14 protein-coding genes are annotated in these 20,608 nt (G+C 68.1%); 3 read left to right on the forward strand and 11 right to left on the reverse strand.

Annotated elements, in window-relative coordinates; translation table 11 throughout:
* Nucleotides 1-118: 118 nt before the first annotated feature.
* Nucleotides 119-313 carry a hypothetical protein gene (locus tag ACFSKW_RS03935; protein ID WP_379569215.1) on the reverse strand — a complete coding sequence of 65 codons (195 nt, stop codon included), beginning with the start codon at nucleotides 311-313 and terminating at the stop codon, nucleotides 119-121.
* Nucleotides 314-380: 67 nt separating this feature from the next.
* Between ACFSKW_RS03935 and ACFSKW_RS03940 the strand changes: the two genes are divergently transcribed.
* Nucleotides 381-1,739: a serine/threonine-protein kinase gene (locus tag ACFSKW_RS03940; RefSeq protein ID WP_379569217.1), complete on the forward strand. Its 1,359-nt coding sequence runs from the start codon at nucleotides 381-383 to the stop codon at nucleotides 1,737-1,739.
* A gap of 551 nt (nucleotides 1,740-2,290) precedes the next feature.
* Here the strand turns inward: ACFSKW_RS03940 and rph are convergent.
* Together rph and ACFSKW_RS03950 are read right to left on the reverse strand one after the other, a co-directional pair.
* The gene (gene rph, locus ACFSKW_RS03945) at nucleotides 2,291-4,888 is read right to left on the reverse strand and encodes a rifamycin-inactivating phosphotransferase (RefSeq protein WP_435192960.1); all 2,598 of its coding nucleotides are present in this window, start codon (nucleotides 4,886-4,888) and stop codon (nucleotides 2,291-2,293) included.
* A gap of 407 nt (nucleotides 4,889-5,295) precedes the next feature.
* Nucleotides 5,296-6,786: a DHA2 family efflux MFS transporter permease subunit gene (locus ACFSKW_RS03950; RefSeq protein WP_379569221.1), complete on the reverse strand. Its 1,491-nt coding sequence runs from the start codon at nucleotides 6,784-6,786 to the stop codon at nucleotides 5,296-5,298.
* Nucleotides 6,787-6,883: 97 nt separating this feature from the next.
* On the opposite strand from ACFSKW_RS03950, the gene ACFSKW_RS03955 reads away from it, so the two are divergent.
* Nucleotides 6,884-7,789 carry a LysR family transcriptional regulator gene (locus ACFSKW_RS03955; RefSeq protein WP_379569223.1) on the forward strand — a complete coding sequence of 302 codons (906 nt, stop codon included), beginning with the start codon at nucleotides 6,884-6,886 and terminating at the stop codon, nucleotides 7,787-7,789.
* Nucleotides 7,790-8,697: 908 nt separating this feature from the next.
* On the opposite strand, the gene ACFSKW_RS03960 is transcribed toward ACFSKW_RS03955, so the two are convergent.
* Nucleotides 8,698-9,372: a hypothetical protein gene (locus ACFSKW_RS03960; protein WP_379569225.1), complete on the reverse strand. Its 675-nt coding sequence runs from the start codon at nucleotides 9,370-9,372 to the stop codon at nucleotides 8,698-8,700.
* 303 nt (nucleotides 9,373-9,675) lie between these two features.
* Nucleotides 9,676-10,299, reverse strand: coding sequence for a hypothetical protein (locus tag ACFSKW_RS03965; protein ID WP_379569227.1), 624 nt, complete (start codon nucleotides 10,297-10,299; stop codon nucleotides 9,676-9,678).
* 431 nt (nucleotides 10,300-10,730) lie between these two features.
* Between ACFSKW_RS03965 and ACFSKW_RS03970 the strand changes: the two genes are divergently transcribed.
* Entirely contained in the window at nucleotides 10,731-11,756 is a 1,026-nt protein-coding gene (locus ACFSKW_RS03970; protein ID WP_379569229.1) for a hypothetical protein, read from the forward strand.
* Nucleotides 11,757-12,118: 362 nt separating this feature from the next.
* Here the strand turns inward: ACFSKW_RS03970 and ACFSKW_RS03975 are convergent, their stop codons facing one another.
* Genes ACFSKW_RS03975 through ACFSKW_RS04000 form a run of 6 tightly spaced genes read right to left on the reverse strand, consistent with a single transcriptional unit; the run spans nucleotide 12,119 to nucleotide 20,515 of the window.
* Nucleotides 12,119-12,949: an NAD-dependent epimerase/dehydratase family protein gene (locus tag ACFSKW_RS03975; RefSeq protein WP_379569231.1), complete on the reverse strand. Its 831-nt coding sequence runs from the start codon at nucleotides 12,947-12,949 to the stop codon at nucleotides 12,119-12,121.
* A gap of 4 nt (nucleotides 12,950-12,953) precedes the next feature.
* On the reverse strand, nucleotides 12,954-15,146 hold the full coding sequence (locus ACFSKW_RS03980) for an FAD-dependent oxidoreductase (RefSeq protein WP_379569232.1): 2,193 nt from the start codon (nucleotides 15,144-15,146) through the stop codon (nucleotides 12,954-12,956).
* Nucleotides 15,143-17,383, reverse strand: a complete 2,241-nt coding sequence (locus ACFSKW_RS03985; RefSeq protein ID WP_379569234.1) for a hypothetical protein — start codon at nucleotides 17,381-17,383, stop codon at nucleotides 15,143-15,145. Before ACFSKW_RS03985 ends, ACFSKW_RS03980 begins: the two co-directional genes overlap by 4 nt.
* Before the next feature lie 32 nt (nucleotides 17,384-17,415).
* A complete protein-coding gene (locus tag ACFSKW_RS03990; protein WP_379569236.1) occupies nucleotides 17,416-18,267 on the reverse strand; it encodes a carbohydrate ABC transporter permease in 852 nt (283 codons plus the stop codon).
* Nucleotides 18,264-19,109 carry a carbohydrate ABC transporter permease gene (locus ACFSKW_RS03995; RefSeq protein WP_379569238.1) on the reverse strand — a complete coding sequence of 282 codons (846 nt, stop codon included), beginning with the start codon at nucleotides 19,107-19,109 and terminating at the stop codon, nucleotides 18,264-18,266. The genes ACFSKW_RS03990 and ACFSKW_RS03995 overlap by 4 nt, the downstream gene beginning before the upstream one ends.
* Nucleotides 19,110-19,147: 38 nt before the next feature.
* Entirely contained in the window at nucleotides 19,148-20,515 is a 1,368-nt protein-coding gene (locus ACFSKW_RS04000; protein ID WP_379569240.1) for an ABC transporter substrate-binding protein, read from the reverse strand.
* Nucleotides 20,516-20,608 lie beyond the last annotated feature (93 nt).

The following is a 20,608-nucleotide window of genomic DNA, read 5'->3' on the forward strand; positions in this document are numbered from 1 at the left end:
CATTCACGGCTGCCACGCTTGTGAGCAGGTCAAACTCGTACACCACTTCCGTGGACGCAACCGAAGGGCTCACAGCGGAGCGGCCTGGAGTTATGAGGCCTGACCGCTGCGTCGATCCTCAGCGGTGCGGCGGCTCGGAGAGTCTGCGGCGGATGGCGTCCATCTGATCGATGGAAAGGCTGATGGCCGCCATGCGGGCGTCTCGCCGGGCATGCTCGGTCGGGTGAAGCGGACCAGCCGGGGTCACCGTCTGTAGACAATGCGCGATGACCGCCGCCTTCGTATTGCGTACCAGGTGAAGCGAAACGAGCATGCACCGATGATGGTGGCTTGTACCCTGATCAACTGTTCGTGCCAAGCGCGATGGTGGGAGACGGGGCATGACTTCGAGGCTGGCCGGTGACGTGGTCGGCGGTCGCTACCGGCTGGCCGCCGAGCTGGGGTCCGGTGGTTTCGGGCGGGTCTGGCGGGCTCGCGACCTGACCCTCGACGTGGACGTTGCGATCAAGGAACTGCAACTGCCGCCGGGGATGCCGGAAACCGGACGAGCCGAGCGGCTGGCGCGCGCCACGCGCGAGGCCCGCAATGCCGCCCGGTTGCGCAAGCACGACGGCATCATCGCGATCCACGACGTCGTCATCGACGACGGCCTTCCCTGGATCGTCATGGAACTGGTCGACGGCTGCTCGCTGGACGAGCACGTCAAGCAGCACGGACCTCTTCCGGTGGGCAGGGCCATCGCAGTCGCCGTGGCACTGCTGACGGCGATCGGCGCGGCACACCGGGAAGGTGTCGTGCACCGCGACATCAAACCGGCCAACGTCATGCTCGACGAGAACGGGAAGGTCCTGCTCACCGACTTCGGGACCGCGATCCACTCCACCGACACCGCACTGACCGCCACTGGGATGTTCATCGGCTCGGCGGAGTACACGGCGCCCGAGCGGCTGCGTGGCAGCGACGGCCTTCCCGCCGGGGATCTGTTCTCCCTCGGCGTGACGCTCTACCAGGCCGTCGAGGGCGTCTCACCGTTTCGCCGCGATACCCAGGAAGCGACGTTGGCCGCAGTGCTACTGGAGGAGGCCCCGGCGCCGCGACGAACCGGGCCGCTCACGCAGCTCATCACCCGGCTACTGGACAAGGACCCGGGCCGCAGGCCGACGGTGGACGAAGCACTGGCCATGGCAGGTGACATAGCGGGTGAGCAGCCAGCAACCACGGTCCGCGTGCGGCGCGACACCAAGATCCTGCCGATCCAGTCGAAGAAGTGGCCGCCCGTTGGTGTTGCCGCGCCGATGGTGTTCATGTCGGCGATTGCGGTCCTGACGGCGCTCGGCGTCGCCGGACTCCCTGATCCCGGCGGAACGTGGGAGCAGTTCGAGAAATACGGGAACTACGATGCCGTACTCGGCGTCGCCGTAATGATCGCCGCCGTTGCCGATGTCGTTCTCGTCGGCTTGGTGTGCGCCAGTTTCGCGCGGTTCCTGCCGGCGAACGTCGGCAAGATCGTCACCGCTGTCGTCGGTGTCGCCGGGCTCGTCTTCGGCTGTGGCGCGACCGCTTTCGCCTTCCACGGCGCCGGCGAGATCTTGGGGAACGCGATGGAGCTCTCCGGGCGGGAGTCCGCGGAAGCGCCGCTGGCCTTGATCAGCATCGTCGTCCTCGTCGCTGTCGGGTCGGCCTGGAGCTCGCAGCGCCCCGATCGACGGGAAACGATCAGAGGTCGGACACGATCATGACCTGTCGTGCTTCAAACTCGCATGTACGGCTTGAGCTGGGGTTTCTCCACCTGGATCATGCGGCTCGGCGGTACTCGTTGATCGCGCCACCGAGCACCTTGCGGCGTTCGATCCGGCCTTCCATCGACTGAGATTGAGGATCTGCACGTCATCACGTCAGCGGCATACCGCTGACGGGCTGCACCGTCCACACCGCGGTCGGCTGCGCGCTCACCCACCCAGACGCAGCCGCCGGGTACCGTGCTCAGTGAAGACCAGCCCACATACCGGCGGCGTGCGGGATTTCCCACGCTGTGGAGGGGGCGATCGTGTAGCCCAGGCGGGCCCATTCGCCCTGGATCCGCCGATGCCCCCGGTCGGATTCTCCCGCGTCATCCGCACGATCAGCGCCTTGACCGGCCGGCGGGTGCAAGGCCGACACGGGCGCCGACTGTCGGTGAAGGTCCACTTCCGCGCCACGAGGTCGCGATGCCAGTGCAAGATCGTCGCACCGATCCGGCACCGATGACGATCCGCGCCCTGTCTGGCGGTCCCGGGTCCGATGCGACGGTTCAGTCGAGGATCTCGACGTACCCGTCGGTGCCGTGAACGCGGATACGCTGCCCGTCCCGGATCAGCCGGGTGGCCTGCTCCACGCCCACGACGGCCGGCAGGCCGTACTCCCGCGCGATCACCGCCCCGTGCGTCATCAGGCCGCCTACCTCCGTCACCAGTCCGGCGACGGTGACGAACAGGGGGGTCCAGCTGGGGTCGGTGTAGGCGGTGACCAGAATGTCGCCCGCCTCAAGGTCGGCCCGCGCCATGTCCATGACGACACGGGCACGGCCCTCGACCGTCCCGGCCGAGACCGGGAGCCCGGCCAGCGCGCCGGGCGGGGCGTCGTCACGCCGATACCGGCCAGTGATGACCTCGCCGTCCGAGGTGAGGACCCGGGGCGGTGTGAGCGCCTCGTACGACCGGAACGCCTCCCGCCTTTCCAGAATGAGTTCGGCGTCCACGTCGTTGGTGCGCACGACTTCCTGCAACTCCTGGAACCGGAGGAAGAAGATGTCTTCTTTCTCGCGCAGGGTGCCGGACCGGACGAGGCGATCGGCTTCCCGCAGCAACGCCTGCTTGTAGGCGAAGTAGCGGCTGACCATGCCGTACTTGGGGTACTCCCGATATCCTGCCAAGGTACGGACGCGGTCGATCATCCGCTTGGTCTCCTCGGCCTTCTGCTCCCCGTCGGGTAGGGCGCGCAATCGCGTCAGCAGCTCCTGTTCTTTCCGTCGTGACTCTTGGCGTCCTTGTTCGAAGCGTCGCTTGCCGGCACCCGGTTCGAAGTTCTTGATGTTGCCGAGAATGGTGGGCACGAGCGTGGCGGGATGCTCGCTCCAGCGCGTTCTGGTGATGTCGATCTCGCCCGCGCAGCGCATGCCGTACTCGTCGAGGTAGCCCCGGATGGCGTCACGTGCTTCCCGTCCGCCGGCCAGCCCGGCCAGCTCGTTCAAGAAGCCGTCGCCCTGCCGGCCTTCGTCCACGACATGGTGCAAGAACGCCACGACGTCCGCGTGCGGCCGGATCGTGTCCGCGACATCAAGGAGCGCCAGCCCCATCTCCGACGTGACGTTGTGGGGGACGGATTGCGTGAGCGCGTCGGCCGCGTTCTTCTCGCCCAGCCACGCCTCCAGGTGGTCATTGAGCCACCAGGTCCCCTCCATCCCCGCCATGATCACCTGGAAGCTCCGCGGATCGAACAGGACGCGCCTCAGCTCTGCGATGTCGGCCTGGATGAAGTCGAGCAGCGCCGGCCCGGACAGACCCTGGATCGTGCGCCGCAGGGTGGCGACGGACGCCTGATTGTGTCGGACCAGCTGGGTGACGACGGCCGAATCGGTCTCGATCGGGGCGGGTGAGCCACCGGCGGGTGCGGCGCCGCCAGAATCTTCGTCCGGAAGCGAGCGGAGGAAGCCGCGGTCGAGGACGGTCTGTAGCGCGTCCCGAATCAGCGGGTCGGACCTCCCCACCGTCTCGAGGAGGCTCGCGCGACCCGCGGGCGTCGCCAGGGCGGCGGCTACGTCGACGAACAACCGTCCGCCCGCCTCGTGCATCGGCCGTGGCGTCGTCAGCTGCCAGAAGGAGAGCCCCAGCGGCTTCATCGCATCGGTCATCATCTGCTGGTGACCGACGGAGAGGTAGACATGATTTTCTTGGTCATCGGTCGTGGGGATGGGGAACAGGGTGGTGATCGGCCGGCTCTGGACGATGTGGAAGTCGTCGCCGACCAGGCACCATTCGATGTCCTGGGGCTGGCCGAAGTGCGCTTCGATTCGCCGACCCAGCCGCACCAGGCGCACGACCTGTGCATCCTTCAAGGCCGGCTGCGTCTGCCGCTGCGGCTCGATTGGTGTCTCCTGGGTACCGCCTCCCGGCGACGCCTGGACGGACCGCGGCTTGGTGGCGACCTCTGTGATGACGACCCGGTCGCCGCGCACCGTGTAGACGTCCCCGGCGACCAGACCGGAGACAAGCGCCTCGCCGAGCCCCCAACCGGCTTCCACGGTGGCGACCTTCCGGTTCGAGGTCACGGGGTCCGCGGTGAAGAGGATCCCGGCCGCGTCCGGGAACACCATCCGCTGTACGACCACGGCCATCCGTACCTTCCGGTGGTCAAAGCCATTGTGGCGCCGGTAGGTCACTGCCCGCTCGGTGAACAGCGAGGCCCAACACCGCCGGACGTGCCGAAGGATCGCCGCCAGGCCCACGATGTTCAGGTACGAGTCCTGCTGGCCGGCGAAGGATGCGGTCGGCAGGTCCTCGGCCGTCGCGCTGGAACGCACCGCGTAGGAGGCTTGATCCCCGAGCCGGGCGAGCGATTCGCCGATCGCTGCGACAAGATCGCCGGGCATCGCAACGCCTTCGATGACACGGCGTATATCGGCGCTCAGGGTGCGGATCGCCGCGCGGTCGTCCGCTTTCACGCGCGACAGCAGGTCAAGCTGTGCATCGATCGACGGCGCCTCGGCCACGACCCGCTGGAAGGCGTCCGTCGTGACGCAGAAGCCGTCCGGCACACGGATGCCATCGATTCGCGAGAGCTCGCCCAGGTGTGCCCCCTTTCCGCCGACGTCTGCGACATTCGTCGAGTCGAATTGCTCGAAACTCAGCACGTAGCCCAATTCCGTTGCTCCCTCGTTCGTCGAGTTGGTTTGCAACGGCGGCAAGTATGGACCACTTTCCGGCACCTCATGAGACGCGCTCATCCGATATAAAGTGAAAGTGGCGGGAGGTGGTACGCGAAGCCTGACCCGACCTTCCCCCAGGCACCGTGACCGAACTGGCGGCGTTGACCGGTCCGAGCTCGTCGCTCGTCAAGAAGCTTTGCCCTGCCGCAAACTCCGTCCTGCCGCTATGCCATCGACACGGGTCATCCGGCTCGCGGGCTCCTTTTGACGTGCGCCCGCTTCGGGTCTTGGAGGGGATCGACCGCGGCAGAATGATCACTCGTGCTCTTCTCGCAGCGGACGATCGCCGCGGCGTGTGCCGGCCGCTCGCGGGGCGGGGAGGGGTTCGGCGGTCACTTCGCCCGTGCCCATGAGGCGGCGGCTCGGCGCGTGGCCGGTTCCTGGGAATCCGGGTCCGCGGCCTGGTCGGGGCCATCACCGGGGGCCTGGCCGGAGCCCCGCCGCCCGCCAACCCACAGGCAGGCGACGGCGCCGGCCACCACGGCGAGGATGGGCACCGACAGCGTCGGCCCCATGGCCTCGACGAACGCGTGCCTGGCGGCCTCGGTGTCCGGAGTGCCGGCCAGCCGGCTCTGCAGGACCGCGCCGACGGCGGCGCCGCCCAGCACCGAACCCACCTGCCTGATGGTGTTGTTGACGCCGGAGGCCGCGCCGGCCAGGCGCGGTGGCACGCCGCGCATCGCCTCGGTGGCCATCGGCGCGAACACCCCACCCGCGCCGATGCCGCCCACGACGAAGGCGGGCAGGAACGCGGTCCAGTCCGTTCCGACATCGATGATCGCCAGGATCCAGGTGGCGCCGATCGCGTACAGCGCTAGTCCGGTGATCAGTACGGTCTTGCCGCCCAGCCGGTCGGACAGCCGGCCGGCGAACGGGGAGACCAGCATCGTCATCACCCACATGGGCGCCCCGACGAGCCCGGCCTTGAGCGCGCTGTAGCCGAGGACGGACTGGAGGTAGATGGTCAGCGGCAGCATCAGGCCGACCATCCCGACCGACACCGCGACGCCGACGCCGTTCAGGATCGCGAAGTTGCGGTCTCGGAACAGCGCGAACGGCACGAGCGGCTGGCGGTCCTGCTTGCCGTTCTGGTGGACGAGGAAGACGGCCATCAGAACGGCAGCCGCCGCGAACAGCCCCCAGATCCACCCACTCCACGCGTAATTCTGCCCCTCCGTGAGCGCGAACACCGCGCAGAACAGCGCCGCTGAGGCGATGAGCACGCCGAGCACGTCGAACCTGTGGGTGACCGTACGCGCCGGACGGGGCAGGATCGCCGCCGCCATGGCCACCACGATGACGCCGACGGGCAGGTTCACCAGGAAGATCCAGCGCCAGTCCAGCGCCGTCACCAGCAGGCCGCCGAGGGTCGGCCCCGCCACGGTCGCGATGCCGGCCACGGACGCCCACACACCGAGCGCGGTACCACGGCGCTGCGGCGGAAACGTCTCGATGAGAAGCGACATGGTCTGCGGTATCAGCAGGGCGGCGCCGAGGCCCTGGGCGGCGCGGGCGGCGATGAGTTGCCCGGGATTCTGGGCGATCCCGCACGCCAGGCTGGCGATGGTGAAGAGCAGGACGCCGGCGATGAAGAGCGTCTTCTTACCCAGCAGGTCACCCAGCCGGCCCGCGGATATCAGCAGCACGGCGAGCACGAGGATGTAGGCGTTGCCTACCCAGAGCACCTGGTCGAGCGAGGCGCCCAGCCGGTTCATGATGTCGGGCACGGCGATGTTGACGATGGTGAGGTCGAGGAGCGTCATGAAGTACCCCAGCGACAGGGTGATGAGGATCGCCCACGGATTCTCACGCCATCTGGTCATGTGTCCCCCTTGATGGTTCTCAGGCCCACGCCATGGTCGCGAAGAGAGGGGTCATAGGTCCAAGAGCTGGTTCGTCTCATCACTAGACTGAATCCTTATGGAACTGCGCCAGCTCGACTACTTCGTGGCTGTCGCCGAGGAAGCCAACTTCACCAGGGCAGCCGAGCGGCTCCACGTGGCGCAGCCCTGGGTGAGCGCGCAGATCCGTCAGCTTGAGCGCGAGTTCGGCCAGCCGCTGTTCGACCGGTCCGGCCGCACGGTCAGCCTCACCGAGGTCGGAGCCGCGGTCCTGCCGTACGCGCGGGCCGCGCTGTCCGCCGTCGAAGGCGCCCGGCGCACCGTGGACGAGTTCGCCGGGCTCGTGCGCGGCCGTGTCGCCATCGGCACCTCGTCCTCGCTCGCCTCGCTGATCGACCTGCCGGAGTTGCTGACCGGCTTCCACCTGCGGCATCCGGCAGTGGAGATCACGCTGACCGAGGACACGACCGATGGCATGATCGAGAGAGTGCGCGCCGGAAGGCTGGACCTGGCGGTGCTCGGTCTCGGCCGTACCACCCCACCGGACATCAGCCTGCACACCATCGCCGCCGACGCGCTCGTCGTCGCTGTGGCGCACGACGACCCCTTCGCCAGGCGGACGAGCCTCACCCTGCAGGACATCGCCGAACGCCCGCTGATATGCCTGCGCGAGGGCACCGGCATGCGCACCACGATGAATGAGGCGTTCGCCGCCGCGCGCATCAAACCACATATCGCCTTCGAAGCCAGCGACGTGAACCTCCTCATCCAGCTCACCGCGAAGGGGCTGGGCGTCGCCGTCCTGCCGGAGCCCATGGTCCGCAAGAACGCCGAGATCCTGCGGGCCGTCCCTCTCGACCAGCCGCGGCTGACCGGGCGGCTGGTACTCGCATGGAGGTCGCAGGAGCCGGCCACGCCTGCGGCACGGGCTCTCATCTCCCACATGCGGCGCGCGCTTGACACCCGGCCCGACGCCCTCTGCTGATCACAAAGTCCGCGCTCATGGGATCCGATCGGTCCCGTCCCACCACCGACTCCGCACTGCGGGCATCATCTGGCCCGCTCAGTGGGTCGCCGACGGCTCCACCGTGGCCGCCGCGGAGCCCCGGGTTCCGAGCGGGACGCCCAACGACCACGGTCGAATCCCGAATGGGTAGGTCAGCCGTGCTCGGTCCGTGCTCGTCCGTCGGCGGACACCGCAGGCAGTCGGATGCAGCCGCACGCAAGCGGTCACGGAACATAAGCGGAATGCCCTTGGACGCATTTCCCCAGGTGGAGCCGAGGATTTCGGAGGTTCGCGGAACGGTTCCGAGTCCTTCGGGCACACCGCGACGTGGTCCGCACTGTCGCGGTATGGCACCATGCGGTCCATGACGACACGAAAGGCCGATGCCGCGTAGACGGCCAAGCGCCTTGCGCGCGCACCTGGCGGCGAACCGCCGAAGCCACCGCCCGCTCCCCAAGGTTCCCGACGTCTCCGGCCGGACCCATGCGGCCATCGCCCGCATCGAGTACGAGTACCAGTACTTAGGACCCGGGTCCGTTGCAGGAGCCCTCGCCGCATACCGACAGTTCCTCCGCCGGCCCGGCCGCTATCTCTACCTGCCCCAACGGGATTGCCCCTTCTGCGACCCGGTAGAGGCCCGGGACACCCTGGAATTCGCCCTACGACGCCTCCAACACTCAGCCAGAGTAGAGCTTTCACGGATCGTGGCGAGGTTGGACGAAGAGTTCTACAGCCGGACGCTCCCCGACCCCCGACCGCATCGCCATCCAGGTCGTTTCGGCGGATGGTGGCATCACCGCATCTATGACCGATGATCGCCTCCACGCACGGCGAAGGGTCCCGGTGCGATCCGAGACCCTTCGTGTGCTCAGTGTTCTTGCGATGTCTCACACTGCGAGAGCATCCAGAATCCGCTGGTTGGCGACATCACGTTGGCCGTCGATGCACTTGGCGTAGACCTTGAGCATCACGTCCACCCCGTGCCCCGCCCGTTCGGCCGCTTCCGGCGCGTGCACTCCGGCATTGAGCCAGAGGGAGACCGCCGCGTGCCGCAGGTCGTACGGCCGGGCCGCCAGGGGTGAGGCGACCTGATCGGGAGTGAAGGCATAGGTCCGGGCCTCCTTCCAGACCTTGGCGTACGCCGACCCTGAGATCAGGCCGCCCGTGCGGGTCCGGAACAGCCGGCCATCCGCGCCGATGCCGTGCTTGTCGATGTGATCACGGAGGATGGTCACCAGCTCCGGCGGGATCGGAACCTCTCGGGCCTCCTTCATGTTCCGGTGCTTGAGGCCACGATCGTCATAGGTCTCCCCCGAATCGGTGAACCGCTCATTGCTCTGCGGCTTGGTCTTCTCCAGCGTGAGCAGGCCCCATCCAGTCGCCGGAAGGTGACAGTCCTTTTTACGGAGCCCGCGGCCGCAGCCGGGCGGAGACCACCGAAGTACATGCAGGCGAACATGGCCGCCAGCATCGACCCCCGCGAACCCCAAGGGTGAGTCGCTCGCGATGGCGCGAGCGCCACCTTTGACAGAACCCGCGCGCGAGTCGCCGATCTTTGGCACCTATCGGGGAGCGGGGAGGAATGGGCAGGGAGAAGAGTGTGCGTTCGCGCTGGATACATTTCTCAAATGCCCCACCGCACCCCCTCGAAGCCACGGATGTCCGAACGTCTGTGGGTCAACGTCCTGGTTCTGGCGGTCCTTGTTGTGCTCTTGATCGGGAACACCATCCAGCTCTTCCACGGCGGGACCTGGGACCGAGTCGCTTTCAAGGCTGCGGTCATCGCCGGTAACTGCTATCTGATTTGGAAGATCGGCCGGTTCGTGCCCAGTCGTCTCAGGGCATGGCGGCAGGCACGGTGTAGATCATGACACGCCCGATGCTGCCAAGGGCTGACGGCGGCGTTGACGGCACCAGCGACCAGCGGGGCGAACAGTTCTGAGCGATACTGGAGATCGTTTTGGGACCCACGGATGAGATGTTCCGAGCCTGTACCGCGTGTAGCGGTCGCCAGGAGGAGTGAACTCCATGCCGTTTTCATCAAGCGCGTTGTAGATCGTCACCTGACCGTTCGGGAAGCCGAACCCCAGAGACACGATCGTCTCCTCCGCAAGATCCCTGTCTCTCCATCTCAGCAGCTCCACTGCCGAACAAGACTGCCCGATCAGTGCACTGAGTTCGTCCGATACGTCGTCTCGCCACGCCAGATGAAAGTCCGGCCAGTCCGGCGAACACGCCGGATCGATGGTGTTCCAGGTGATAGAGAGCTTGTCGAACTTCCGGTGCTCGATCTCGACCTGTTCGCCCTCGAAGTCCAGGATGACCGGGCAGTCTGCGAACCACTCGTCCTCGTCGATGTCCCACACCAGCAGCGCTCGAGTCAGTCGCCGGCCGGTGAGGCGGGCCAGCCTATTCCCATGAGCGGCGGCGATTGCCGAGCGTCCGCTCAGCCACTCCGCCCGGTACCCGGGGATTCCGAAGTCGAACATCCAGTGATTGTGCCGGATGCCGCCGTTTGGGACTTCTCGGGGCAATCGGCCGCCACCCACATAGTCCTCTTCGTGCCTTCTCCGATGGGGCTCCGACTCCGGGATGATCAAGAGGCGAGGTGTCGTACGAGGAAAGATCAAAGTGGGTTGCAGTTCCCCGCCGTATCACCTCGTTCCAGGGGGACCGCCCAACCGCATCGATCCATCTGGAACGCCTTGGGACGGGCAAAATCCGAGCTGCTAATGCGGTTTGGGTAGGGACAAGCCCACTGCGTACCTGCCAAGAGGGCCGGCCGACGCCACGGACGCCAGGTGAAACGACGATGGGACGATTCGGCCACGCAGGGACGTGCGCAGGAACCATGGTCTGCGCGCAGGCGATCCGCGACCCTCAGCATGTTTTGTCGGCGGCACTTGAGATGGTTGGCGCCATGGTCTTCTTCGTCTACCGCAGCTTCTACGAAGGGCCGCTCGGCAAGCTGGTGCGGCACTTTCCCGATGCCACGGTCCTCGATTGGTTCCGCAGGGTGTGGGATGGCGCCGGAGCAGGTGACGCCTACGAGTGGATCGAGCGTGAACTCGGAGCAGACGTCTACGGCCTCAACACGATCTTCGAGACCGGCCTGCCCGCTCCCGAGAGCATGCGGGAGCTGCGCGAGCTGCTGGAGAAGCATCTCTATGTCGAGCAGGAGCTGCGGGTCGACGAGCACAGCGTGCGGGTGCTCACCGATGATGACGAGGTCGACCTGGCCTATTTCTTTGTCGACGATGCTCTCGTGGCGTCCGAGCCTGACCGCTGGGCCTACCTCCTGCACGAGGGCTGGGAGTTACCCGAGACCCTTCGCACCGCCTCCGCCGACCAGGTGTTCATCCCCCCAGTGCCGGTCGAGGCTCTCATATCCACACCGCAGGGTGGCGAGGGAGTGACCTACGCGGTCGTGCTGACCTTCTACGCGAGCATTGACAGCATCGGATACTGCCCGCCGAAGTCGTTTCCCGGTGTACGGCTGCCGCAGCTTGCCGAGGCTCTGCGGGCGACCGATGTAAGGCTCGGCGAGTGGCCACGTGAGTTGCTTCACCTGCGTGCGCTGGTGGCCCCGGACGAGAGTGAGATCAGGCCAGCCCTGGAGCGCTGCAACCGGTGGCCGAGCTTCGAAGAGGAGATACCCGAGACATATGGCGCTCACCCGCAGGCGCACGAGACCGCTCTGCGTCTGCTGGAAGGGTTCGAACCCTCCAGTGGCCGTGATCCGGACCGCACCCTCATCCGGCAGGGTGAGCACATGGCGCAGATGTCGATCCATATGGATGACGTCTTCGGCTACCGGCAGTGGTTCTTCTTCGACGACGTCTGGGCCGCCGCTCACCCCGATCTGACCACCTCGCTAATGCACTACGGCGTTCACTGGGACCCCCGCTGTCCGCGAAGCCACGGCGATGCCGAGGACTGCCCCTGACGGCGCAGCACCGGCGGTGCCCACCGGGCCAGCGTCAAGATGAACAGCCCAATTCTGCAGCGATTCGGGCGAGACGAGGCCGTTCTCCAGCTCCGGTTGGGCGCGGAGATGCCTCAGTGCACTCCGTCCTTCCTGATCGTCGCCCAGCAACAGCGCTGCGGTCTTCTCCGCCGCCGCCATCGCCACCCGGGGAAAGACCGAAGCGTAGGTATCGGCGGCGGAGGCACTGGAGGTGTGCCCCAGCGTCTCCTGAACCACTTTGATCTCCACGCCCGCTGCCAGCTTCTGGTGCGGCCGATGCCCGTTGCAGTGGTTCAGCTACTCACGGAGCACGAGGATCAGATGGCGTTCCGTGCGTCGCGTCACACGTGAAGCTCCGCACTGAAGCCGAGAACGGCGGTGGCCTTGGTCAGGTTCAGCGGGACCGTGCGTCCGGGCAGCGAACGGCGGAGCTCGGTCGTGGGGTGAAACCGGCGGAGCAGCTCCTCGGTGGGGTGGGAGACCAGGGTCTCCGGAGCGGCCACGGTGATGACGTGAAAGCCGTCGGGGTTGAGGCCGAGCAGGCACGCCCGGGCCGCGTCGCGGGTTTCGAGGTAGGCCCACAGGCCGGCCGCGTGCAGGCCGGGGTCCCGCTCGCACCTTTCCGCGAAGTCGAGGAGGCGCTCGTCGAAGCCGCCGACGTACGGCAGGCGCAGGGCGACCACCGACATGCCGTAGCGTCGCGCCATCGTCTGCGCGGTCAGCTCGTCGACCTGCTTCGACAGCGCGTAGGGATCCGCGGACTGGGACGGCTGCTCCTCGTCCACCGGAACGTACGGCGGGTGGAGGGTGCGCGCGGCGAACGGCAGCCCCGAGATCGCCGTGCTGCTGGCCGTGCACACCTGCCTGATCCCGGCCCGGCCCGCCTGTTCGAGCACGGTGTAGGTGGCCTGCGTGTTGGTGGCGAAGACCACCTCGGCCGGATGCCGCTCGGGGGTGGGGATCGCCGCGAGATGGACGACCGCGTCGGCCCCTTCGAGAGCTCGCCGTACGGCCTGCGGATCCGTCGCGGTGCCCTCGACGACCAGGTCGGCCTTCAGGTCACCTGGATCGTCCAGCACGAGGGCGTTGGCCGCGATCCCCTGCCGGTCGAGCAGGTCGAGGACGGCCCGGCCGATACGGCCTGCGGCACCGGTGACCAGGACACGCTTCATGCGTCTACTCATACACGCGCACCGCCACGACATGGGCGTGCGGTGTCCCGTTGCCGGAGTCGACCACGATCCTCAGCGCGTCGGTGGTGACCGCCTCGATGTCGTGGACGTTGCGGCGCCGCCGGTTGCCGCGCACCTCGGCCACCGTCCGCCAGCCGCCGCCCTGCCGTACCTCCAGCCGGTAGTCGCGGATCAGCGTCGGCATGACCTCGAACGGCGTGCGGTGGTGGTGCAGGTTGATCAGGTCCTCGTTCACGTCGTCGTCGGCCAGCAGGTCGACGCGGCCGATCGGCACCGGCGAGGGCCAGGACAGTTCGAGGGTGGCGGGCAGCGTGTCCGATACCCACATGTGGGGTCCGGCGTGCGGGCGCTGGAAGCCGTCGAGCGCCCTGGACGGCGCGAACGCGTCGGTCGGGCCGGCGCGGAAGCAGAAGGTACGGCGTAGCAGACCGGCGTCGGACCACTCCCGCAGCAGCTGCGGCGTCTCGTCCTGGGGGCGCAGCGGAACCCGGGTGAGGCAGAGCACGCCGGGGGTCGGCCGGTCGGCGACGTGTAGGGAGACATCGGGGTTCGCGCGGATCCGCAGGAACGCGTTCTGCGCCTGACCCGGCTGGAAGGACAGCTCCACACGGACCCACTGGTTCTTCCCCGGCTCCACCGCGACGCCATGCGAGGAGATCAGGCGCCGCGGCACGTAGTTCTGGCCCAGCACCGGGTCGTAGAGATCCACGACCAGCTCGGTCGCGGCGGCCGCGTCGAGCATGAGCTCGACCGCGTCCAGCGCCGGGTCCACCGGCAGGATCAACCCGGCGTCCGCCGCCAGCGGCCAGGTCTCGGCCGACGTCTCCACCTCGAGCAGGGACAACGTGCTCGACGCGGCGGCGGCGGCCGTACGGGCGAGATCCGCGGAGTCCTCGTACGGCACGCCGATGACCGAGCCGTCCTCCCGCAGGAGCGTCGTCTGCAGGTCGCGCACGTCCAGCTCACTCGGCGGGACACCGCCGGCCACGCACAGGGCGGCCGCCGTGCCGGCCGCCTGGCCGATCGTGGCGCAGGTGGCCATCACCCTGGTCGAGCCGAACGCCACGTGCGACGCCGAGATGTTGCGCCCGGCCATGAGCAGGTTGGGGACGTTCCGCGAATAGAGGCACCGGTAGGGGATGTGATAGATCCCGTCGGCGTAGCGCTGCTTCGCGCCGTCCTCCTTCGCGTACATGCCCTGCGGCGGGTGCAGATCGATCGACCACCCGCCGAAGGCGACCCGGTCGTCGAACGGGGTCTGGCCCAGCACGTCGTGCTGGGTGAGCACGTGGTCGCCGAGGAACCGGCGGTACTCCCGCTTGCCGGGCAGCGACCCCACCCACTCCAGGGTCATGGTCTCCGCGTCGAACTTCCCCGAGTTCTTGATGTAGTCCCAGATGCCGTAGATGACCGACCACAGCTCGTCGCGGATGCGGTCGTTGTCGTGCACGGTGTCCAGCTCGCCGCCGAACTCGATCCACCAGTAGGCGCAGCCGTTGTCGCCCGCCCTGATGATCCGCCGCTCGGGGATCGACGTCGTGGTGATGTCCTTGGCGAAGCTCGGCGGGACGTAGCGGACCGGCTCGCCCGCGTCCTTGGTGTAGAAGAGCAGCGTGCTGCCGAGCGTGATGTCGTCAGGCACCTCGGGCGCCCACGGCTCGCCGTACTCCGCGCGCCCCTCGCGGCCGATCCGGTGGCTCGCGCCGGCCAGGTGGCCGACCAGCCCGTCGCCGGTGCAGTCCAGGAAGATCGGCGACGCGAAGGTGATCAGCCGTTCCGAACCCATCATCCAGCCGGTCACCGAGCTGATCCGGCCCTCCGCGCACGACACCTCACGCACGTCGGTGTTGAGGAAGAGCGCGATGTTCGGCTCCTGCCGTACGAGGTCGAGCACGGTCGTGTCCCAGAAGTAGGGATTGCCCTGCGGGTTCCTGTACTGGTTCTCCAGGAAGAGCTCGCCCATGATGCCGCCCTCGCGGGCGTGGTGGTTCTTGCCGTGCCCGGTCGCGCCGACCACCCAGACCCGCACCTCGCTGCTGGAGTTGCCGCCGAGGACGGGCCGGTTGGTGACCAGGGCGACCGTACGGCCGAGCCGGGCGGCGGCGACGGCGGCGCTGACGCCGGCCAGACCGCCGCCGACCACGGTCACGTCGTGCGAAAGGGTTTCCGATCTCATAGCTCCAGCCCGTAGTAGAGACGTGGGGCGCCGTCCAGCGTGACCTGCGCGCGGCGGCCCGTGGCGGTGATCGTGCGCTCCTGCCCGATGCAGTCGATCTCCCGGACCGTCGGCCCTGAGGTCTTCAGCGACACGGTGGCCTTGGTCGGCCAGTGGTCCACCCAGCCCTCGGGGTGCGGGTACCACTGGTCGGCGCCGTGGTCCCGGTTCAGGATGTAGCCGTCCTTGCGGCTCCACAGGATCGCCAGCTTGCCGCGAGGCGTGCCGAACAGCAGCCCCTTCAGGTCGGGATCGGCGAAGGTGAGCCAGCGCTTGAAGGTCGCGCCCTCCAGGTGGCGCGTGGCCGTCGCGAACGCGAGCAGCGCGGGCTTGGCGCTGGTGTCGCGGTTCAGCAGCCCGAAATGGTATTCGGGGTTGTTCGGGTCGGCTTCTTGCGGGTGATGGATGGTGCTGTCATGGGGCTGGTACCAGTTGACGCCGTCCACGCCTTCCGACAGGCAGAGCGCGAGCTGCAGCAGCGTGTTCTCGGCGGCCTGCCGGTGGGTGTCGTTCCACCAGTGGTTGGGCCTGGTGCAGGCGTACGCCTCGGTCAGCCAGAGCTCCTTGTCGCCGCCGTACTCATCGAGGGTCTGTCTGGCCTTGCGCAGCGCGCCGAGGAAGTTCCAGTAGGAGCCGTTCGAGCCCTGTTCCCACTCCTCCGGCGGAGGGGCGTAGTCGGCGGTGAAGTTGCCCCGGCCCGGGTGGAAGGCGAAGGCGTCGATCAGGTCCCAGCCGCCGGCGGCGTGGAAGTTGGTCGTCCAGCGGTGGTCCATGCCGCCCAGCCCGCAGTTCATCAGCTTGATGCCGGAGTCCTTGAGCCGGTCGTGGATCGGCTTCAGGCCGTCGCGCACGTACTCTGCCGCCTTCTGCCCGGACATCCAGGGCTGGTTCAGCTCGTTGGCCACCTCGAAGTAGGCGGCGCCCGACTGCGTGGCGATCCGCGCCCGGTCGTCGGCCCAGGCGGCGATCTGCTCCGCCGTACCGTTGAAGATCACCCCGCCGAGCTGGACGTTGTGCTTGATGCCCAGCGCGTCGAGCTCCGCGGGTGGGATGCCCGGCGCGCCGTCGTAGGCGATGCGCACCCAGTTGACGCCGAGCTTCTGCATCAGGCGGCCGACCTGCTGCTTGTCCGGGACGAGCAGCCAGGTGTAGTTCGCGATGCCGAACCTGCCGTCGCTCCGGTAGGTGTACGGCTTCAGCGTGGCCAGGTTCGTCCGCGCGAACGCCTCCTCGCTCCCCGAGGTGGCCGTGACCTCGGTGAACACGATGCCCTGCGCGGGGCCCCGCACGGTGAACGTCTCCCGCCACGCACCGCCGGGTTCGACGGTCCTGCTGAGCGTGCCGGTGCCGAGCACGGCGCCGTCGAAGTCGCGGGCCCACCAGGTCAGGGTGACCGGCTTGGCGGCCGCGCCGCCGTTGACCACCTGGGCGTTGACCGCCAGGGTCGCGCCGGGCTCGTAGAGGCCGAAGGGCTGGTCGCTCCACAGGTCCACGCCGAGCGGCGCGGCGGTCGCCACGGCGTTGGCGGCGCCGGGCCGCATGTCGCCGAGTACCAGCTCCACCCGGGTCGCCCCGTCCGCGTCCGCCGGCGCGTGGATCCAGGTGGCGTTGGTGAACGACGGCCTGGAGGCCGCCAGCCGGAAGTAGGCGCTCGTGCCGGCCCACGTCTCCTGGTAGAGCGAGCCCGCGTTGATCTCGTACGGCACGCCGCCGCGGGCGTCCTTCGTCCAGACCGTGGCGGGCACGTACTTCTCCGGCGCCGTGTTGCCGATCAGGGTGCGGGAGAACATGTAGCCGGTGGGCGTCAGCGTGGCGCTGCCGGTCACCTCCCATCTCAGGCTCGCCCGGCGGGCGGCCACGGTGAACGTGCCGCGCACGGTCACCGCCGAGGCGCTCGCCGACATCTTGTAGGCGACCTGGAGTGCGGGCCGGCCGTCCACGGTGGTCAGGCTCGGCGTGCCGCCGAACGTGCGCTGCTGCCCGAGCACGCTGTCCTTGATCATGAAGTGGCCGATCCTGAGGCGATCGGTCCCGGAGCCGTCGCGGACCAGGATCGAGCCGTCGGCCTCGGCGACGAGCGTGATGCCGTCGGCCGCGATCGAGAGTGCGTCCGCGTGGGCGGGGGTGACGGTGAGCGCGGAGGCCGCGCCGGTGATCGCGGCGGCCTGGATGAGGGTGCGGCGGGAGACTTCAGGCATGGGGGTCTGCCTTTCGTGATTGGCCTTCTGGGTCAGCCTTTGACGCCGGTGAAGCCGAGTCCGGCGACGACGTATTTCTGGAAGACCAGGAACAGCAGGACCGGCGGGGCCAGGGCCATCGCCATGCTGGCGATCAGGATGTCCTGCGGTGCCTGGTCGGCCAGCGTGGCCAGGGCCACGCTGATGGGCTGCTTGTCCGGGTCGGTGATGGCCACGAGCGGCCAGATGAAGTCCTTCCAGCTGTGCATGATCGCGATCAGGCTGATGACGGCCAGGATCGGCCGGCTCATCGGCAGCACGATCCTGGTCAGGAGCTGCCAGGAGTTGGCGCCGTCGACCCTGGCGGCGGCGAAGAGCTCAGGCGGCAGCGCGTCGAAGAAGCGTTTGGCCAGCAGGACGTTGAACGCGCTGGCTCCCGCGGGCAGCCAGATCGACCAGTAGGAGTCGACGAGGCCCAGGTCGATGATGGTCAGGAAGAGGCTGGCCATGGAGACCGTGTAGGGGACGAACATCGTGGCCAGGATCGCGCCGTAGATCAGCGTGCCGAGCCTGGGTTTCAGTACCGACAGGGAGTAGCCGGCGGTGATCGCGACGAGGAGCTGGACGGCCCAGGAGCCGCCGACGACCTGGAGCGTGTTGAGCAGGTAGTGGCCGATGCCCAGGTCGTTCCATGCGGTGCCGAAGTTCTCCGGCCGGGGGTCGCCGGGCCAGAGCTGGAGCGGCTCGGCGATCAGGTCGGTGGCCGGCGAGACCGCGCCTTTGACGGTCATGTAGAGCGGGCCGATGCCGATCACCAGGAGAACGGCCAGGGTGAGCCACTGGATCGTGCGCACTGCCGCTCTGACCGCCGGGCGGCGCTCCTCGACGTGGGAGATCAGGCTCATGCGGAGCTCCAGCTACGGGTGGCCCGCAGGTAGATCGTGGACATCAGGCCGAGGAAGATCGCCAGGAGGAAGGCGAGCGCGGCGGCCTGGCCGTAGTCGCCGTCGCGGAAGGCGTACCTGAAGATCAGCAGGAGGATCGTGAGAGTGCTGTTCTCCGGGCCGCCGTCGGTGAACACGTAGGGCTCGGTGAACACCTGGGTGGTGCTGACCAGTTGGAGGAGCAGCAGCAGGCCGATGGTGGGGCGGAGCTGGGGCAAGGTGATGTGCCACAGCCTGCGCCCGATCGACGCGCCGTCCATCTGCGCCGCCTCGTAGAGTTCGGCGGGGATGGTGACGAGGGCGGCGAGGTAGATGAGGACCGTGCTGCCCATCCAGGCCCAGGTGGACTGGATGACCAGGCTGAGCATCGCGGTCCTGGGCGACTCCAGCCAGGGGAAGGGGCCCAGGCCGATCAGGCCGAGCAGCTCGTTGAACAGGCCGTGCCCGGGGTCGTAGAACCACTTCCACAGCAGGATCGCCACCACCGGCGGGACCACCACCGGGAGGTAGACGAGGAAGCGGTAGATCCCCGCGCCCTTCCTCACCGTCGACATGACGGTGGCCAGGATCAGCGGTGCAGGAAACCCGATCAGCAGGCCGAGCCCGACGAACAGCAGGGTGTTCGCGATCGCCGTGGAGAGCAGCGGGTCCCGGAGGAGCGCGGTGAAGTTGTCCAGCCCCACCCACGTGGCGGGGTCGACCAGGTTCGTCTCCTGGAAGGAGATCAGCAGTCCCCTGATCATCGGCCAGTAGGAGAACACCCCGAAGGCGACGAAGGCCGGGATGAGGAAGAGGAACGCCATGACGGGGTTCCCCCGCCTCCTGGCGCGTGTCGCGACGGTCACTGCCGGCTCGCGGCGAGCTTGGTGTTCACGTCGGCTTCCGCCTCGGCGAGGAGGGCGCTGACGTCGGCCTCCTTGTCGGTCAGTACGGCCTGCACCACGCTGTCGAGCACGGCGTACACGGCCTGGGCCTGCACCGCGGGTTCGGCGCGGAGCTGGAGCTTGGGTGTGCCCTCGATCCACGGCTTGAAGTGCTCGAGCTTGACGTTCACGTAGGGCTTGACAGCCTCGTCGATCTTGGCTTGCTGGGCCGCGTCGAACATCGGCAGCGTCGGCACGCCCACGGCGGCGTTCGGGTCGGCCGCCAGCGCCTTGGCCCGCTCGGCGGCGGCGCCGGTGTCGTACTGCGGCTGGGCGTAGGCGAACAGCAGCCACTTCACGGCCGCGGCCGTCTTCTCCGCGGAGGCCGACTTGGGCACCATGTAGACGTCACCGCCGGTCAGCGTGGCGTTCCCGCCCGCCTGGGGCAGCGGGCCGATGCCGAACGCGTCGGTGTTCTTCATGCCGTAGGTCATCTTGGCCAGCCGGTAGGTGCCGGGCGTGCCCAGGTACATGCCGATCTCGCCGGCGGCGAACCGTTTGATCACGTCGTTCTGGTCGTTGAGCTGGTTGGCGCCCATGGAGTCGTCGGTCCAGCGCATCTCCTTGAGCAGGGTCAGCGCCTGCCGGGTCGGCTCGGCGTTGAAGGCCGCCACCCAGGCGCCGCCGTCCTGCTTCTCCATGTCGCCGCCGAAGGTGTAGGTCAGCTTCGTGAGCTGCCAGCCGCCCTGGTTGTTCTTGGACTCGTGCACGAACCCGGCCTTGCCGGTCTTCTCGGCGATGCGCTTGGCGTGGGCCCGGACCTCGTCCCAGGTCGCCGGCGGCCGGTCGGGATCGAGGCCGGCCTTCTCGAACAGCTCCCGGTTGTAGACGAGCCCCATCGCGAAGGGCGACTGGGGCACGCCGTACACCTGGTCGGCGGTGTCGCTCAGCGGCCGCAGCACCTGCGGGTTGAACTCCTTGTAGTGCGGCCACTTGGCCAGCTCCGCGGTCAGCGGCTTGACCTGCTTGCGGGCGATCAGCCCCTGCGGCTCGGTGAGCGGCACCTTGATCACGTCTTCGACCTTGCCGCCGGCCAGCTTGGCGGAGAACGTCAGCGGGTCGTAGGCGGCCGAGGAGCCTTCGACGGCGATGCCGGGGTTCTGCTTCTCGAAGTCGGCGACCATCTTCTCGAACGCGGCCAGGCCCGGCTTGTCGGTCGCCGGGGGCATGCCCTGGACCCTGAGGGTGATGGTGCCGGACTCCTGCCCGGAACCGGAGGACGAGCCGCACGCGGCGGCGGCCGTGGCCAGAACGGCGATGCCGAGGGAGGCGGTGATCTTCTTCATCTGAACTCCCGCATTCAGGTCATAGCAGGATTAATGGTGTTAAAGATGGCATGACGGGATAGCGGTACGGCGCGCCGTACCGCGGGACCTTCC

Source organism: Nonomuraea mangrovi, assembly GCF_042681425.1.
GTDB classification, from domain to species: domain Bacteria; phylum Actinomycetota; class Actinomycetes; order Streptosporangiales; family Streptosporangiaceae; genus Nonomuraea; species Nonomuraea mangrovi.